Below are 18,421 nucleotides of genomic sequence, written 5' to 3' on the forward strand. Positions count from 1 at the left end.
TATTAGGCTAACCTTCTCCACATAACATTAAGTTATATTCCTATATTGGTATATCATTCCATTTGAATATAGTCAAATAGTTCTAATAAATATTTTAATCATAAATCGGTTCTTTTTACCTATTTTATTCTTTTGATATTATATATCATAGTAGGACTTTGACCTTAGGTTATGAAAATGTATTCTAAATACGACTTATGGTTATATTATAATACCTATTTAGAATTAGGTCTAAGGGATTATTTTTAAAAGATAAGAAATTTTTCATTTTTCTAATGGGTATAAGGTAAATATGTATAATGATTGGCAACAACTAGGTTTTTGAAAGAGAAAAAAGAAGATACCATAATCGGTACCTTCTGTCTTATATTACGAGCTTGTTGCCTGCTTAACACCTTGTTCTAATGCATCAAGCATCTCTTGTTTTTCTTCTTCACTGGATTGAGTCCATATTAACTCAAACAATACACCTAGCCCAGGAAGCATTTTTTCTTCACCATTAACAGCATCAACGATTGTTGCCTGCAATTGTGTTTGATCATTATCGGAGATGTTTGATAAAATCGCTTTTCGTAAGTTTAAATCCAAATTTATCACTCCTTTTGTAAAATAAAGCTATAGATAGTTTGACCACTCCATCTTTAAATATGTATGATAGTGAAAGAATTAATGAATGGGAATGATCATGAATGATTACATCTGTACAAAATGATAAAGTGAAGAATTGGAAAAAACTACATAAAAGAAAAGAGCGAAAAAAGACAGGGAGCTTTTTAATTGAAGGCTTTCACTTGGTAGAAGAGGCCAAGAAAAGTAATTGGGATATCAATGAAATTATCGTGCAAGAAGATATTGATGTCCCAAATTGGTGTGAATCATACCAAGTTACTGAAGTGGGAGAAAATGTGTTTCAATATTTATCCGAAACGCAAACTCCACAAGGCATTGCTGCAGTAGTTTCTTTTCAAAATCAACCGGCAAAGCTAGGAAACCATGTTTTGCTGATTGATGCGGTCCAAGACCCAGGTAATTTAGGTACAATTATTCGAACCGCTGATGCAGCAGGTTTTGATACGATTATATTAGGTGATGGAACAGTAGATGTATACAATGATAAAGTTATTCGCGCAACCCAAGGTTCGATTTTTCATGTTCCAATCATACAACAAAATTTATTAGAACAGATCCCAAACCTGAAAGAAAATGGTTTTTCTATATGGGCAACAGCATTAACAAATGCTGTACCGTATCATAAGGTAGTGAAACAAGAAAAAATTGCTTTATTACTTGGGAATGAAGGAGCAGGTATTAAGGAAGATATCCTTCAATTAGCTGATACGATTGTAACTATCCCGATTTATGGAAATGCTGAATCGTTAAATGTTAGTGTAGCTGCAGGCATATTAATGTATCATGTAAAAGGTTAATCTTGCAAAATCTTTATATTTTATCTATAATCAAACTTAGATTTTAATATTGAAAAGCTGTGAAAGAGCATATTAGCGATGATATGTGACGGTTAAGGGAGGAAATGTCTTAGACTGTGAGCATTTCTACCGTAACTATTGTTAATAGTTCACTCTGGAGCTGACACTTGGACCTTGATTTTTTTAAGTAAAGGTGTTCCGGATCTATCCGTTATTAAATTAAGTTGGGCACATAATTAGTGTCAACAAGGGTGGTACCGCGACGAAAGCCTCGTCCCTTTATTGAAGGGATGTAGGCTTTTTATTATGGAATTTAATGAAAATATACAGAAATAGGAGGTCATTTTATGAAGGAACAATTGGAGTTGCTTGAAAAAGAAGCAATTGAAAAAATTGAAAAGTCGACAGATATGAAAGAGCTTCAATCTATAAAAGTGGATTATTTAGGAAAGAAAGGTTCACTAACTGGAGTTCTAAGAGGAATGGGGAAGCTTTCGAAAGAAGAACGTCCTGTTATTGGTGAGCTTGCGAACCGTGTACGAGAGGCAATAGCAACAGCTATAGATGAAAAGAATGAAAATCTTGAGCATGTAGCATTAGAAGAAAAACTAAAATCAGAGGCTATTGATGTTACATTGCCAGGCAGACCTGTTCAAACAGGTGGACCACATCTTTTAACTAAAATTGTTGAGGAAATTGAAGATCTTTTCATAAGCATGGGGTTCGAGGTTCGTGAAGGTCCTGAAGTAGAAACAGATTACTTTAATTTTGAGGCATTAAACTTACCAAAGGATCACCCTGCAAGAGATATGCAGGATACATTTTATATTACAAATGAATTATTACTTAGAACGCATACATCACCTGTACAGGCGCGGACAATGCAAGCATATGAAGATTCAAAAAGCGTTAAAATGATCTGTCCAGGAAAAGTCTATCGACGCGATACAGACGATGCGACACATTCCCATCAATTCACGCAAATTGAAGGGTTATATGTTGATAAAGACGTAAAAATGAGTGATTTAAAAGGAGTTCTAGATACCTTTGCAAAACGCCTTTTTGGGGAGGACCGTGAAATACGCTTACGTCCTAGCTTTTTCCCATTTACGGAACCGTCTGTAGAAATGGATATTTCTTGTAAGGTATGTCATGGAGAAGGATGTTCTGTTTGTAAAAGAACTGGATGGATTGAAATACTAGGTGCTGGTATGGTACATCCAAATGTATTATCAATGGCAGGCTACGACCCTAAGGTATATTCAGGATTTGCTTTTGGAATGGGACCTGAGCGAATTGCGATGCTAAAATACGGAATTAATGATATTCGTCAATTCTATACAAATGATGTTCGTTTCTTAAAACAATTTCATAATGCTTAAGGAGGTTGAATCATGTTAGTTTCATTAAATTGGTTGAAAAATTATGTTGATATAGATGATATTAGTCCTGAAGAACTTGCAGAGAAAATAACCAAAACAGGTATTGAAGTCGATGGTATTGAGTACATTGCTGAAAAGAGCAGTAATGTTGTTGTAGGTTATGTTGAATCTTGTGAAAAACACCCAAATGCAGACAAGTTAAACTTATGCCAAGTGAATGTTGGAGACGAGAAACTGCAAATTATTTGCGGTGCTCCAAATGTTGCTCAAGGTCAGAAGGTTGCTGTGGCAAAACCAGGAGCCGTTTTACCAGGGAATTTCAAAATAAAAAAAGTAAAACTACGTGGTGTAGAATCTAACGGAATGATCTGTTCCCCACAAGAGCTAGGTATTGAAGAAAAATATGTTCCGAAGGATATAGCAGAAGGAATTTTTGTCTTTCCAAATGATGTAACAGTAGGGGAAAATGTAGAACCATTATTAAATTTAAATGATGCTGTGTTGGAATTTGATTTAACTCCTAACCGTGCCGATTGTTTAAGTATGTTAGGTGTTGCTTATGAAGTTGCAGCAATTTTAGATAAGCCAATTACACTTCCTGATGAAACACTTGAGACAGGTGAAGAGCCAGCTACTGACTATATTTCAGTGGATGTAGAAGACGCTGAACTTAGTCCGTATTATGGTGCTTTGGTTATTAAAGATATAGAGGTAAAGCCATCCCCGTTATGGATGCGAAATTATTTAATGGCTGCCGGTATTCGCCCAATCAATAACGTGGTTGATATTACCAATTATGTATTGTTAGAGTATGGCCAACCACTTCATGCTTTTGATTATAATCGCTTAAATTCAGACAAGATTGTGGTTCGACGTGCAAAAAATGAGGAAAAAATTGTTACGTTAGACGATGTGGAGAGAACCTTAACAGAGGATAACCTTGTCATAACGAATGGAACTAACCCTGTTGCAATTGCTGGTGTTATGGGTGGTGCTAATTCAGAAGTAACTGACGAAACAACTACTGTACTACTTGAAGCGGCTTACTTTAATTCTAAGTCTGTCAGGGGAACAGTGAAACAAACTGGGTTACGAAGTGAATCAAGCACAAGATTCGAAAAAGGAATTGACCCAAATAGAGTTAAAAGAGCTGGGATGCGAGCTGCTAAATTACTTCAACAATATGCCGGTGGAAACGTATTACATGGTGTCGTTGAGTTTGATCAACTTGATAAGGAAGAAAAAGTTGTTTCAATGGATGCTAATGAGATAAATAAACGTTTAGGAACCAATATATCTTCGGATGACATGGGGAAAATTTTAAATAAATTACATTTTGATTTTGAAGTTGATCAAGATAACTTTACAATAAATGTGCCAACAAGACGTGGAGATATTACAATTTTTGAAGATATGCTAGAAGAGGTTGCCAGAATTTATGGTTACGATAACCTTCCGTATACATTACCAATTGGAGCATCTCAAGCAGGTGGGCTAACGGAGCGCCAACAATTAAAGCGTAAAGTAAAATCCTTTCTTCAAGGTGCAGGGTTAATGGAAACTACAACTTATTCTCTAACAAATGATAATCTTATCGGAACGTTAATTAGTCCAGAAGTGAAAGAAATTAATCCTGAACCAATTAAACTAGCTATGCCAATGAGTGAAGATCATAAATATTTACGTTTAAGTATATTACCTGAATTACTTCAAACTGTGGCATATAATCGTGCTCGTAATCAGTCTAGTATAGCCTATTATGAAATGGGTTCTGTATTCTTATCAAAAGAAAAACAATTAACGGAACAGCCCAATGAACAGTTACGTCTTTCAGGTGCTTTAACGGGGAGATGGCTTGAACATCCATGGCAGCAAGAAGTAAAAAATGTTGACTTCTATGTCGTAAAAGGAATTGTTGAGGAGTTATTTAATAAATTACATGTTGCGTTAGATTTTGATCAAGCAATTATTCCTAATATGCATCCTGGTAGATGCGCTACACTTTCTATTCATGGTGAGGTTATTGGTTTTGTTGGTCAGTTACATCCAAGCTTAGAAAAGAAAATGAGTTTAAAAGAAACGTATGTATTTGATATTAATATGGATTCTGTTCTTGGTGCATACGAAAATATTCCAACGTATTATCAGATTCCTAAGTATCCATCGATTGCGAGAGATATCGCTTTTATTTTAGATGAAGAAGTAAAAGCGGGAGACGTTAAAGAGATAATTGAATCAACTGGTGCTCCACTCGTTAAACAGGTAAATATCTTTGATCTGTATAAAGGTGAGAATTTACCAGAGGGTAAAAAATCAGTAGCGTATAATTTATTGTATCAGGACCCAGAAAAAACATTGAAGGATGATGAAGTAGAAGAATCCTTCCAAAAAATAATTAATACGGTTAACGACATCTTTAACGCTTACGTACGATCTTAGTAAAAATTGGCATTCGCTAAGCCTTTATGGTGAATACCTTCGTTACACTTATACAGGATGGGAAAGTTTAAACTTTCCTATCTGCCTAGTAAAAACATCTGGTATGACTGCATACCAGATGTTTTTTTCTAAGGCTTTTAAACCACTTACCCCGTCCCTTTCAAAAGGCAGAGTAATTTTTTTTATCCTGCATATAATGTGCAGTAAGCCCCCACTTCAAACCTACGAGGTCATATTGTAATTGGATAACTGCTGTCTTTTAAAATTTCTGTAATAGTATCCGCAAACTAATACAAAATAAAAGTATATTTTATTATTTTCTAACAGGCATTAAAATCGAGCTCAAGACTTCGAAATCAAAGATGTAAAAAGGTATAATTGCCATTAAAAACCTGATTCGTTCAACTAACATTAGTGAGGATAAGAGCCCTCACTGAATAATTTTCACTTTAATTGTAAGGGGTACAGATGCGAATGGATATTAGGAAAACCTGTCTACGAGTATGGAGTGTATGGGACCCAATTTATTATTCTTTGACAAGGCTAGAATATGTAGAAAATGAATGGGGGAACCGTACCATTATCCGTGTACGTCTAACTAAGTACAAGGGTAGAAGTATAAAGTTAATGGATGGGACGGTTATTCATAAAAATGATATCCTATTAAAAATTCATTTGCATAATGTCAAGTTAATGAAAGAAGTTCAAACCTATGATAGTGACATTAGGAGAGCATTAATGATTTATAAAATTGTGGAGGAATCTCTACCGACGCTGGTCAATTACATTGAATCACATGGATACAATAATAAAATTAAAGGACTTATTGGTATTACGACATTACACAAAGGGTGTAAAAAGCTAGGATTTGAAGTATATCCCTTCCGAAACAAATATTATAAATGGTTTAAGCAATTTGCCTTATTACCGATTCACCTTATCGCTACCTTAAATGTTAAAAGAGAAATTCCAACTCCGATGTATCTCATGATGTCAAAGAATGAGCTTTTTAAAAAGTACCATTAGCGTTTCATTAATTTGTTAACCAGAATCGGATCATTATGGTGGAAGAAAATGCATCATACATAAAGATGTTTAGTATCTCATACACCATAGGATGATTAACTATATCCTACAATGATCCTAACATTTGCCGTTACGAGCAATTTTCCACGTTCTAAATATTTTCTTCCAAGAATTCCATAATAAGAACAAACTTATCCTTGTATATCTGCTGGATTTTGATCAGCGTGTACATAAAAGCAGTAGAACGGATGTAAAAGGTCTTCAAAAAGTAGAAAAACAGTCTCTGGTATGCTAAAGAACAGATAGAGTAGATGGAGAGATCATAATTTTTAACGGGGTTTCTCCTATGATTTCTCCATCTCCATGTGCTGTCATCGGTCTTTTGGAAAGAATCTCTAATTCTTTTGCTTTAAATATCGTAACTGCTGAGTGGTTTACATGTTTTCCTTTGAAAACGGATGGAAATATTCGTAAAAGCTGCCACCTTGATATTTCCTTCACAATACAGACGTCAAAAAGTTGATCATCGTTTTTGGCGTTTGGGCATATCATCATTCCACCGGCATAAAATGGTGAATTTGCAATGGCGATTAACCATACATTTTGATGTTTAATAGGTTCCTGATCAATGTGTAAGTCAACATTTGTTGGCTTATAGTAAAATAAAACTTTCAGTACATTAATAATGTAGGAGAGGCTTCCCATTCCTGCTAAATTTAAGATTTTCTTGTTTTGAGATTGATTGGTTTTTTGAGCGACCTGGCCATCGAATCCAATTCCCACAATGGTTGCAAAGAACTTATTATTAATATGGCCAACGTCAATGGTTTTTTTGTCTCCTTTTAAGATACGTTCCAATGCTTGATCATATTTAAGGGGGATTCTCATGCCACGACAGAAATCATTTCCTGAACCCGCAGGAATAATTCCTAGTGGGATCTTAGAACCGATTAGTCCATTTATGATTTCGTGTACTGTACCATCCCCGCCAACCGCTATAATTGCTTTTACATTATTTTTTTTCATGATATCCTTTACTAATTCCGATGCATGATGTGGGTGTTCCGTTATACTTACATCATAATCAATATGTTTTTCCTGAAGGAGTTTTGCAACGCGGCGCCAGATTTTCAAAGCCCTGCCACTGCCTGAATATTTATTGACAATAAAATAATACAATTTCATCACCCATTTTGATAAATTTATAACAAATATAACCTTCTATTCGTATAAATATACAATATTTTTTAATCTATATTTTTAAGGCACAAAAACTTGAATGTGATGCGGTAGAACTACAAATTCCATATTGTCTACATCAACTTGATCACCATCTAGATTTACAATTACGTTTTCAGAAGTGGAAAAAGACCCTGATTTAATCTTGTAATAGTTTAATGGTGCAACCGTTTCCGTAAGGTGAAGCATTTTAGCAAATAAAGCAAAAAACAAACGTATTCGATTCGTTTTTTTGCACGTTAGAAGGTGGAAATAGCCGTTATCCAAAGGTGTTGTATTAGTAATTAGGCTTTCTAATGGTCCAACAGAATTCCCATTCATAATAATAAAATTAGAAAGATCCGATAGTTCCTTCTTGGGTGTAACACGAATGGATATCTTGTTGGATTGTTTTCCATGTAATATAGCTTTTATAAAGTAAAGGCAATAAGCAAATTCACCAAAATAAGTTTTTAAAACGGTAGGAGTTTTATAGGTTATATCCGTTAACCAGCCCCCGGCAGCAATATTTGCAAAATAACGATTGCCAAATTTTCCGATATCTACTTTCTTCGTTTTTCCTTTTTTAATAATGGATAATACTTCCATCAGGTTAGATGGCATTCCGATAAATTTAGCGAATTCATTACTTGTACCAAATGGGAAAATTCCTAAAGTTGGTCTATAATTCTGTTCTGCCAAACACTGAAGTGTACTTTTTATAGTACCATCTCCGCCAGCAATAAAGATGGCATCCCAATGGTCTTTACATGCTTCTTGAATGGCTTCTTCATTTTCCTTCCATTCGTTGGAAGAGTTAACGGTAACTTTATAACCGATTTCTTTCAGTTTTACTAATAGAATTTCAGTATATTTATGATTTCTCTTTTTTCCTGAAACGGGATTGTAAATCATTAAAGCTAGTTTTCCCATATTAATACCTCTTCATTGTATCTATTATGCCTCTATTTTTGTTCCGAGTCCCTGATTCGACTCATGTGATTAGGGAGGAGTAGGTAGAGGATGTATGTAAATGACTTACATTGATTTCTGGTCCTATAATTAAAGGTTTAATGATTTCTCCATTTCTAGACCTTCTTCCATTGGAGGAGATTCCACAAATTGTAAAAGAATTGAAATCTCACTGGTATATTATTAACCATTTTTGTGAATTTTAATTACTGAGTGTTCAGAAAGGAGAATTTTATACATATGATTCCATTATTTAAGGGTATTGTAAGCAGTATGGTTCAATTGATTGAAGCGTTAGTTGAATTTGATTATGAAGAGGCCCTAAAAGAAGAAGCTAAAGAAACAGAACAAGGTGATTCCGCTTTTTATAATGAAGAACACCCATACATCAATGATTAATTATGAAGGCGTTTTCTCTTTTCTGCATATTTACAAATACATGATGAATAATTAGAAGCTCATTTGGATAGGATGGTTTCTAAATAATATAAAGGGATAGGTGTTATAGATTGAAAGAATTACAATTCGATTATAAGCTGCCACGCTATGTCTTTAGTAAAGCTGCAGGAAGATTTATGCGTTCACAATATTGGAATTCTAACCTGTCTTGCCTGAGGTTTAGAGAAGGTCCTGAACCAGAACTCCCCAATGAGGACTGGATAAAGGTAAAAGTTAAATATGGAGGTATTTGCGGAAGCGACTTAAATCTAATATTCCTCCATGATAGCCCAGCCATTTCTACCTATGCTTCATTTCCTTTTACAATCGGACATGAAATTGTAGGTGAAATTTCGGAAACGGGAAAAAAAGTGAATGGGTTTTATACAGGTGAACGTGTAGTAATTGATCCGATTCTTTCTTGTGAACCAAGAGGATTTTCCGAGCTATGTCCTGCTTGTCGTCAAGGAAACTTTAGCTTGTGTCTACATAAGACTGAAGGGTCGATTGCACCAGGTTTATTAATCGGATCATGCCGTGATACTGGCGGTGGATGGAGTTCCTATGTGGTTGCCCATAAAAGTCAGGTGTTAAAACTTCCAGATAAAGTAGAAGATTTAAATGGAGCAATGGTCGAACCATTTAGCTGTGCTTTGCATAGTGTTTTGCAGAATCCACCTTCTAGGGATGATACGGTTTTAGTAATTGGCGGAGGGGTTATCGGGATTTGTGTTATAGCAGCTATGCGTGCGCTTGATTTAGATTGTAAGATTGTTGCCTTAGTTAAACATGAAGTTCAGGGCCGTTTTGCATCAGATTTTGGTGCGGATGAGATTATTTTTTTGAGGAATGAAGCGTATACACAGGAATTGGCCAAGTCCCTGGGAGGAAAAGTTCTAAAGCCAATATTTGGTCCGGAAGTAATACAAGGTGGGGCAAATATTGTTTACGAATGTGTAGGAAGAAAACAAAGCATAAATGATGGAATACGTTTTTCCCGGACTGGCGGGAGGGTTGTACTGGTAGGACTTGCTGGAATCATTGATGGAATTGACTGGTCGATGGTATGGCTTAATGAATTAGACATTAAGGGAAGCTTTGCTTACAGCACCGAGGATTATCAAGGAAAAAGGGTAAGAACGTTTGATATTGCAATCGAGCTAATGCGTCTTGGAAAAGTTGACCTATCCCCATTGATTACACACAGGTACGCATTGGAGGATTTTAAAACAGCATTACAAACAGCAGCAAATAAGGGATCGCGAGCAGCAATGAAAGTAGTTTTTCAACCATAACTTAGTGAACACTTAAAGCAAAGGAGGAATGAATTTTGCAAAATTTCACAGTAACAGGAGACATAAAAACTTCTTTTCTATCATGGTTTACCGAAGGTTTAAAGGGAAAATTCTCGGATGAAGGATATGAATATTGCGAGGAGCCTGTTGATAATATTAGAGTGGTATTTAACATTCTTGATCAGGAGAAACCACGTCCATTTCGCCGAAAAGCACAAGCAACCTTTGTTGTATCGATAATTGAGAGAAATTTGGAGAAAGGGGTGAAGAATCCTGCCAATACCTTTGAATCCGCTTATCCTTATTTAATAAGATCCTTGTCCAATCATTTAATTTATATTTTACATAATCGAGATCAAACCTATCTATATTTTGTTACACCGGAACAAGGTTTTTATAAACTAGAGTATGAAGAAGGGGAAACGGATTCTTTCTTCGAAAAAGTATTCAATAGATTAGAGCCGGTTGCTTCTTCTCAGCTAATTATCAATAATGAATTTACCGATGATTTACCTAAAAAATTATGGAGTGGAAATCATCTAACAGAAAAAATGTACTTATCCGGCAAGAGGCTGGATGAAATGAATTTACTTCCTGCACCATTTCCATTGGAAAATTATTTGACTTCCCGTGATATGAGGCAGTTGAAAAAGTTATATGGTATTGGTGGTTTGAGTTACGGAAATATGAGTAGCAGAGAAGATGAGAAAAATTTCTGGATGAGCGCAAGTGGTGTCAACAAAGCAAATATGCGGAAAATTGGACAAGATATCCTTTATATAACTGGGTTTAATGAGGGAAGCAATGCGATGAAGATCAGTGTACCACCTGAAATAACACCTAAAAGAGCATCAGTGGACGCTATTGAACATTGGATGATTTATAAGGAACATCCAGACGTAGGGGCGATTGTTCATATACATGCTTGGATGGACGGCATTGAGGCAACAGAGATTAATTATCCCTGTGGTACCATTCAACTAGCCGAGAACGTGTCAGATTTAGTTCGAAATTCACCTGATCCTTCAAGAGCAGTCATTGGGTTGAAAAATCATGGTTTAACAATTACAGGACATGATTTGGATGATATCTTTGAACGAATAGAAGGAAAAGTTGTACCGCAAGTTCCGATGTCTTAAACTATTAATTTAAAGAGCGTTTGCATCATGTATTAATATAAAGTGCACAGAACGAATCGAATAAAAATTAATACTCGTAATGAAGCCATTAAACGTACTGGAGTTATCTTACAGACGAATACAACAACTAAATCTTAGTAGAAATTAGTATAAGATTCACTCGCTATTTCCTCTCTTTTAATTAGCCACTATGAAAAAGGTTTTAGGATATAGCGAGTTTCTTCATGCTTCTTATTATAGATTTTAAGAGCGAGAAAGCCCATTTCTTTAGATGTGAGATGAATCGCCCTTTTTTGGTATTTAAAGTCAAAAAAGGGGATCGGGACATATGTTAACGGTTAGAATTAATGAAAATGACCAAAAATCGAAAAACCCAAAACGGTAACTCATAGTCGTTATGAGTGCCCAAAAGCTCATCGGAAAACCCAAAACGGTAACTCATAGTCGTTATGAGTGCCCAAAAGCTCATCGGAAAACCCAAAACGGTAACTCATAGTCGTTATGAGTGCCCAAAAGCTCATCGGAAAACCCAAAACGGTAACTCATAGTCGTTATGAGTGCCCAAAAGCTCATCAAGAAACCCAAAATGGTAACTCAACAGAGTTATGAGCTCCACAAAAGCCCATCGAAAAAGTATTAGAGAGAAAAATCAAACAAGGACAACCAATGTATATAAAAAACGGGATAAAGGGTTCTATCTCTTTTGATGTGAAAGAACTAAAAGTAGAATCTACGACGACGTTGATGAGAAAGTGCATCGTCAAATTGTAAGTGTCGCTCAAACGAACGGTGTCGGTTTGATTCGAATGGAAGATTTGGCTATATTAGACATAAAGCCAAATCGAGAAAAGAAGCAGGACGTAATCTACATAATAGCTTTGTTAATCTTAATCGATTATAAAAAAGCATTTAAATTTACCTTTAGTAATTTTAAATGCTTTTTTCGTAATTGCTCTTATAAATAGGCTTTTGCTTTATTGGTATTGGCAAAGTGTATTTTCGCACAATGCTGCAGTACCGATTCTCCTTGTTCTTTAATAATTTTTGCAATGGTTTTGTCTACAAGCTTTGAAGCACCCTTTTTCAAAGGTATACCAATCTTTTCAGATAGTTTATCCATTTCATTAACAAAACTTGCTCTAGCTATAATGGATCCTGTAGCAACTGCGATAGAATAGCTTTCTGCCTTTGTCATGAAATAGGTTTGATCGTGTAAGGATTGTCGTTCGGTTGCAATATGTTTTTTATATACACTTGGATCACAAAATTGATCAATTAGGATCCCGTCCAACTGTTCGTTGCCAATCTTTTTTAAGAGGTTAGAAATGGCATGGTGATGTAACATTGCTTTCATTTTCCCTTGAGACCAGCCTTTTTTTTGAAGTGTATTATATTTTTCATTATGAAGGACAAGCAGGGAATATGGAATTTTTCGTTTCACGATTTCCTTCGATAACTCAGTAATTGTATCATCTGTTAAGTTTTTAGAGTCTTTAACACCTAATTGTTTAAGCAATGGTATATCCTCAGCTTTTACATATGCACAAGCTACTGTAATTGGTCCGAAATAATCCCCAGTTCCAGCTTCATCAGAACCAATGTGAGAGTTTGTAAACAATGATTGAGGTGGGGAGTAGGCCGAATTAGTTTTCACTGGTGCTATAGATTTGTTACTTTTAACCTGATCTTCTACCCATTTTATCGCTTCTACTTCTGGTGAACTTCCTTGAAATAGTACTTTTCCGGATTTATAAGCAGTTATAACTGCATTTGTAGTTTTTGCCCGGAATATTGCACCTTGTGGTACGTTCGTTAATGATTTATGATAATATTGTTTCATAGCTTCTATTGTTTCGGTGGATAATTTGTAAACAGTTTGTGGCATCTTATCTCTCCAATCATTTGTATATATAGACTATAGCAAACTAGTCAAAATAAATGAAATGTTATAATTTTAAATAAGAACAGTTTCCTTAATGCGTATCTTCGTGTTAAGATGAAGTGAAGAATTTTTATGGGAGGCTATCTGCGTGACCCAGGATGATAAAACACGATTAACCGTTGATATACATAATAGATCTTATACCATTGTTGGAACTGAATCTGCAAGCCATGTTCGGATGGTTGCAAGTTTAGTCGATCAAAAGATGCGAGAAATACAAGAGAATAACCCTCAGCTGGACACAGCAAGTCTTGCTGTTTTAACTGCTGTTAATTCCATGAATGATTACTTAAAGTTAAAAGAAGACTATGCAACATTGCTAGGGTCATTAAAAAAGAAAGAGGAATAAATAGGCATGATAGATTTAATACTACTATTACTTTTGGTTTTTGGCTTTTTAATAGGGTTAAAGCGAGGATTAATCTTACAAGCAGTTCATTTAATTGGTTACATCGTTTCGTTTATTGTTGCTGCCACATATTATGATGATCTAGCATCAAAGCTATCTTTATGGATTCCTTATCCAGAATTACCAGATGAAAGTTTATGGGCGGATTTTATTCAGGCTTTGCCATTAGAAAATGCTTTTTATAATGCCATTTCATTTGCAATAATATTTTTTGCAGTTAAAATACTACTTCAAATAATAGCGTCTATGCTAGATTTTGTAGCTTCTTTACCTATATTGAATTCTATTAATAAAATTTTAGGTGCTATATTAGGATTTTTAGAGATTTACCTCATTATATTTATTATATTATACATTTTGGCATTAACTCCGTTAACTGGGATACAAGAGTGGATTAATGACTCTTCGGTTGCAATGTTTATTGTTGAAAACACACCATATTTTTCAGAGAAAATAAAGACGTTATGGTCCATTGACCAATATATTTAATAGACATAAATATGGAGACTAATTCAAAGTATTAGGGCTTATGTTGTATGGTCATGTACAATAAGTATAATCCTATAATGAATTAGTCTCTCTTTATGTTGAGAGATTTAAAAAAGCAGGTGATTAGAATTGTCATTGAATAAAAAAGATGTGATTAAACTATTAGAAAAGATTTCCATATATTTGGAGCTAAAAGGAGAGAATCCTTTTAAAATATCAGCATACCGTAAAGCTGCTCAAGCACTAGAACGAGATGATCGATCGTTAGCGGATATCGATGACTTTACAAAGATAAAAGGAATCGGAAAGGGAACTAGTCAAGTAATCGAGGAATATATAGATAACGAAACTTCTGTAACACTATCACAGTTAGAGAAAGAAGTACCTGGTGGTTTAATCCCACTTCTAGACGTACCAGGTCTTGGAGGTAAAAAATTGGCCAAATTATATCAGGAACTGGAAGTTGTGGATGCCGATTCACTAAAGGATGCATTAAAAAACGGCAAGGTTGAAAGCTTGGCGGGTTTTGGTAAAAAATCTGCCGAGAAAATATTAGCTTCGCTTGAGGAAGCTGGTTCACGGCCAGAACGATTACCTATTGCCCTAATGCTTCCAATAACAGAAAAAATCGAAGCTTTTCTGTCAAATATCTCTGAAATCAAGCGGTTTTCCAGGGCAGGTAGTATTCGGAGAATGAAAGAAACCATTAAAGATATTGATTTTATTATTGCCACTGATCAGCCAGAAAAGGTTCGTGAGACTTTACTAACGATAGAAAACTTAAAAGAGGTCATTGCAAAAGGTGATACCAAGGTTTCTATTACACTCGATGATGTGTACGATATTAATATTGATTTTAGATTAGTAACCGAAGATGAGTTTGTAACAACACTGCATCATTTCACGGGATCCAAAGATCATAATGTTGCTCTGAGGCAGTTAGCCAAATCCCGTGGGGAAAAGATTAGTGAATATGGAATTGAAAAAGAAGAAACAAACGAATTGTTAACATTTAAGTCAGAAGAAGAATTCTTTAATCACTTTGGATTAACTTATATACCGCCTGAAATTAGAGAAGATAGTGGTGAGATAGACGCTTTTCGCGAACAAGTACCATTAATTAAACTCACGGATATTCGTGGAGATTTACACATGCACACAACGTGGAGTGACGGTGCACAATCTTTAGAAGAGATGGTTCTGCAGGCACGAAGTAAAGGATATACGTACATGGCCATTACAGACCATTCAAAATATCTGCGGGTAGCAAATGGACTTGATGAAACAAGGTTATTAAAACAACGTGAAGAAATTCAACAATTAAATGATAAATATGATGATATTCATATTTTTGCTGGAGTCGAAATGGATATCCTTCCAGATGGAACATTAGATTTCTCTAATGAATTCCTTATGGAAATGGATTTTGTGATTGGGGCTATTCACTCAAGCTTTAATCAGTCGGAGGAACAAATTATGGATCGGTTATATGCTGCACTGGACAACCCTTATATTTCAATGATTGCCCATCCAACTGGTCGGCTAATTGGGAGACGTGATGGGTATAAAGTTAACTTGGAAAAGTTAATTGAGAGGGCAAAAAAGACGAACACTGCATTAGAGATTAATGCGAATCCAAATCGGTTTGATTTATCTGCTGAATGGGTTCGTGTTGCTCAAGAAGCTGGTGTGAATATTGCCATTAATACAGATGCCCACAGCTATCCAATGCTAGACCATATGAAATATGGTGTTAGTGTGGCAAGAAAAGGTTGGATTGAGAAGGATACTGTAATAAATACTTGGCCAATGGAGAAACTTTTGGCTTATTTTAACCGTAATAAGAAATAAGTAGGGATGATCAACTAGAAAAGGAGTAAGCAAATGAACGAACGAATTCTCCGCGTATTGGAATTTAATAAAGTCATTGAACGTTTAACAAACCATGCTGCGACATCGCTTGGTAAAGACTTAGCGTCCAAATTGATGCCTTCAACGAATCTAGATGATGTGATCGAAATTCAAAAGGAGACAGATGAAGCGGTACAAATTTTACGATTAAATGCCTCTGTTCCACTAGGAGGAATATTTGATATTCGTGAAAGCATAAAGCGAAGCGTTATTGGTGGAGTGCTAAGTACAAATGAGTGTCTTGATGTAGCCAATACAATATATGGAGGCCGTCAAGTAAAAGATTTCATAGAAAAGCTTGAAGAGGAAATACCTATCTTGAAAGGTTTAGTAGAAGGAATAACACCTCTACGAGAACTAGAACGACAAATAAAAAGCTGTATTGATGACCATGGTCATATGATGGATAGTGCTTCTGATAAACTTCGTAGTATTCGATCATCCATTCGCACGTATGAAAGCAGGGTACGTGATAAGCTGGATAACTATATGAAAACTCAAAGTAATATGCTTTCAGATGCCATTATTACAATTAGAAATGATCGTTATGTATTACCTGTTAAACAGGAATATCGAGGAGCAATCGGTGGTATTGTTCATGATCAGTCTGCTTCGGGCCAAACATTATTTATGGAACCAAAAGCAGTTGTAGAATTAAATAATCAACTACAAGAAGCTACCATAAAAGAAAAGCAAGAAATGGAACGTATTTTAAAGGAATTGAGTCTAGAAATTGCTAATCAAGAAGGTTTTTTAGCAGAAAATGTTTCCATATTAGCAAAGATTGACTTTATCTTCTCAAGAGCAAGATTAGCACAAGAAATGAAAGCTGCAATGCCTAAAATGAACGATCAAGGAATTATAAAGATGCAGCAAGCTCGACATCCGTTAATTCCAATAGATGAAGTAGTTGCTAATGATGTAGAAATTGGCGAGGATTTTACAGCTATTGTCATTACTGGACCGAATACTGGTGGTAAAACAGTAACCTTAAAAATGATTGGACTATGTACATTAATGGCTCAATCTGGTTTACAAATTCCAGCATTTGATGGTTGTGAGTTAGCAGTGTTTGAAGAAGTGTTTGCTGATATTGGAGACGAACAATCCATTGAGCAAAACCTTAGTACATTTTCTTCTCATATGACAAACATTGTGGATATTTTACAGCATGTGAATGATAAGACTTTAGTATTATTTGACGAACTTGGTGCTGGCACTGATCCACAGGAAGGTGCTGCATTAGCAATGTCTATTTTAGACGAGGTTGTTTCCAGGAATGCGCGTGTTATTGCGACAACTCATTACCCCGAGTTAAAGGCATATGGTTATAATCGTAAAGATGTTATTAATGCTTCTGTAGAATTTGATGTGGAAACGTTGCAACCTACGTACCGGTTATTAATTGGTGTTCCAGGAAGAAGTAATGCATTTGATATTTCAAGGCGATTAGGACTAAGTGAGGATATTATCGATCATGCCAAAAGTCATATTGGTGTTGATTCGAAAAATGTAGAAAATATGATAGCTTCTTTAGAGAACTCCCAGATACAAGCGGAAAAAGAGTATGAAGAGGCGCACCACATCCTTTTAGAGAGTGAACAGCTACGTAAGGATATAGAGAAGGAATGGTCCCAATTAGAACAGAAAAGGGATGCTATATTCAAAAAGGCTGAGGAAAAAGCTGAAAAAGCTTTACAAAAGGCTAAAGAAGAAGCAGAAGCTATCGTAGAACAAATTCGTAAAATGAAAACAAATACTGAATTAAAAGAACATGAATGGATTGAAGCGAAAAAAATGCTAGAGGAAGCTCAACCAACCCTTCGAAAGAATGAAAAAGTAGAAGAACAGACTTCTAATAGAGCACAAGTAGAATTGCAGCCTGGAGATGAAATTAAACTCTTAACGGCTAATCAAAATGGTACCGTATTAGAAAAAATTAGTGATAAAGAATATCTAGTACAAGTAGGTATTATGAAGGTGAAGGCAAAACGAAATGATCTACAAAAGGCTGGCAAGAAAAAAGAGGCGATGGTAAAACCATTAGCTACAATTAAAGGATCTAATTACCATGTTAAAACAGAATTAGATATACGGGGAGAACGCTTTGAGGATGCGTTGCTTCAACTAGAAAAATATGTAGATGACGCACTGTTAGCTGGTTACCCGAAAGTATATATCATACATGGAAAGGGTACAGGCGCATTGAGAAAAGGGGTTCAGGAATTTGTTAAAAAACACCCACAAATATCGTCAGGTCGCCCTGGATCAGCCGGTGAAGGCGGTAGTGGAGTTACAGTAATAGAATTTAAATAGTAAATATGGGGAGGAGAG

15 protein-coding genes and 1 other annotated feature are annotated in these 18,421 nt (G+C 35.4%); of the genes, 11 read left to right on the forward strand and 4 right to left on the reverse strand.

Annotated elements, in window-relative coordinates:
• Nucleotides 1-369: 369 nt before the first annotated feature.
• Nucleotides 370-588 carry a small acid-soluble spore protein SspI gene (gene sspI / locus GMD78_RS00675; protein WP_155666151.1) on the reverse strand — a complete coding sequence of 73 codons (219 nt, stop codon included), beginning with the start codon at nt 586-588 and terminating at the stop codon, nt 370-372.
• Nucleotides 589-689: 101 nt separating this feature from the next.
• Between sspI and GMD78_RS00680 the strand changes: the two genes are divergently transcribed.
• From GMD78_RS00680 to GMD78_RS00695, 4 genes are all read left to right on the forward strand, one after another.
• The gene (locus tag GMD78_RS00680) at nt 690-1,427 is read left to right on the forward strand and encodes a TrmH family RNA methyltransferase (RefSeq protein WP_155666153.1); all 738 of its coding nucleotides are present in this window, start codon (nt 690-692) and stop codon (nt 1,425-1,427) included.
• A gap of 50 nt (nt 1,428-1,477) precedes the next feature.
• Nucleotides 1,478-1,709 (forward strand) — a binding site (T-box leader).
• A gap of 65 nt (nt 1,710-1,774) precedes the next feature.
• A complete protein-coding gene (pheS, locus tag GMD78_RS00685) occupies nt 1,775-2,809 on the forward strand; it encodes a phenylalanine--tRNA ligase subunit alpha (protein ID WP_155666155.1) in 1,035 nt (344 codons plus the stop codon).
• A gap of 12 nt (nt 2,810-2,821) precedes the next feature.
• Entirely contained in the window at nt 2,822-5,248 is a 2,427-nt protein-coding gene (gene pheT / locus GMD78_RS00690) for a phenylalanine--tRNA ligase subunit beta (RefSeq protein WP_155666157.1), read from the forward strand.
• Nucleotides 5,249-5,722: 474 nt separating this feature from the next.
• Nucleotides 5,723-6,274, forward strand: coding sequence for a YkoP family protein (locus GMD78_RS00695; RefSeq protein WP_155666159.1), 552 nt, complete (start codon nt 5,723-5,725; stop codon nt 6,272-6,274).
• Nucleotides 6,275-6,565: 291 nt separating this feature from the next.
• On the opposite strand, the gene GMD78_RS00700 is transcribed toward GMD78_RS00695, so the two are convergent.
• Complete coding sequence (locus GMD78_RS00700; protein ID WP_343042042.1) at nt 6,566-7,459, reverse strand: diacylglycerol/lipid kinase family protein; 894 nt, start codon at nt 7,457-7,459, stop codon at nt 6,566-6,568.
• A gap of 75 nt (nt 7,460-7,534) precedes the next feature.
• Complete coding sequence (locus GMD78_RS00705) at nt 7,535-8,425, reverse strand: YegS/Rv2252/BmrU family lipid kinase (protein ID WP_155666161.1); 891 nt, start codon at nt 8,423-8,425, stop codon at nt 7,535-7,537.
• A gap of 279 nt (nt 8,426-8,704) precedes the next feature.
• On the opposite strand from GMD78_RS00705, the gene GMD78_RS00710 reads away from it, so the two are divergent.
• The 3 genes from GMD78_RS00710 to GMD78_RS00720 all read left to right on the forward strand — a co-directional run bounded on the left by GMD78_RS00710 (nt 8,705) and on the right by GMD78_RS00720 (nt 11,336).
• A complete protein-coding gene (locus GMD78_RS00710) occupies nt 8,705-8,863 on the forward strand; it encodes a hypothetical protein (RefSeq protein ID WP_155666163.1) in 159 nt (52 codons plus the stop codon).
• Nucleotides 8,864-8,973: 110 nt separating this feature from the next.
• The gene (locus tag GMD78_RS00715; RefSeq protein ID WP_155666165.1) at nt 8,974-10,197 is read left to right on the forward strand and encodes a zinc-dependent alcohol dehydrogenase; all 1,224 of its coding nucleotides are present in this window, start codon (nt 8,974-8,976) and stop codon (nt 10,195-10,197) included.
• 35 nt (nt 10,198-10,232) lie between these two features.
• Complete coding sequence (locus tag GMD78_RS00720) at nt 10,233-11,336, forward strand: class II aldolase/adducin family protein (protein ID WP_155666167.1); 1,104 nt, start codon at nt 10,233-10,235, stop codon at nt 11,334-11,336.
• 955 nt (nt 11,337-12,291) lie between these two features.
• Here GMD78_RS00720 and rnhC read toward each other — a convergent pair.
• Nucleotides 12,292-13,221 carry a ribonuclease HIII gene (rnhC, locus tag GMD78_RS00725; protein WP_155666169.1) on the reverse strand — a complete coding sequence of 310 codons (930 nt, stop codon included), beginning with the start codon at nt 13,219-13,221 and terminating at the stop codon, nt 12,292-12,294.
• Between the two features lie 145 nt (nt 13,222-13,366).
• Between rnhC and zapA the strand changes: the two genes are divergently transcribed.
• From zapA to GMD78_RS00745, 4 genes are all read left to right on the forward strand, one after another.
• A complete protein-coding gene (gene zapA, locus GMD78_RS00730; protein WP_343042043.1) occupies nt 13,367-13,627 on the forward strand; it encodes a cell division protein ZapA in 261 nt (86 codons plus the stop codon).
• A 6-nt stretch (nt 13,628-13,633) separates the two neighbouring features.
• On the forward strand, nt 13,634-14,176 hold the full coding sequence (locus GMD78_RS00735; protein WP_155666171.1) for a CvpA family protein: 543 nt from the start codon (nt 13,634-13,636) through the stop codon (nt 14,174-14,176).
• 129 nt (nt 14,177-14,305) lie between these two features.
• On the forward strand, nt 14,306-16,027 hold the full coding sequence (gene polX / locus GMD78_RS00740; RefSeq protein ID WP_155666173.1) for a DNA polymerase/3'-5' exonuclease PolX: 1,722 nt from the start codon (nt 14,306-14,308) through the stop codon (nt 16,025-16,027).
• A gap of 33 nt (nt 16,028-16,060) precedes the next feature.
• Nucleotides 16,061-18,403, forward strand: a complete 2,343-nt coding sequence (locus tag GMD78_RS00745; protein ID WP_155666175.1) for an endonuclease MutS2 — start codon at nt 16,061-16,063, stop codon at nt 18,401-18,403.
• Nucleotides 18,404-18,421: the final 18 nt, after the last annotated feature.

Source organism: Ornithinibacillus caprae (assembly GCF_009728145.1).
Taxonomy (GTDB): Bacteria; Bacillota; Bacilli; order Bacillales; family Amphibacillaceae; genus Ornithinibacillus; species Ornithinibacillus caprae.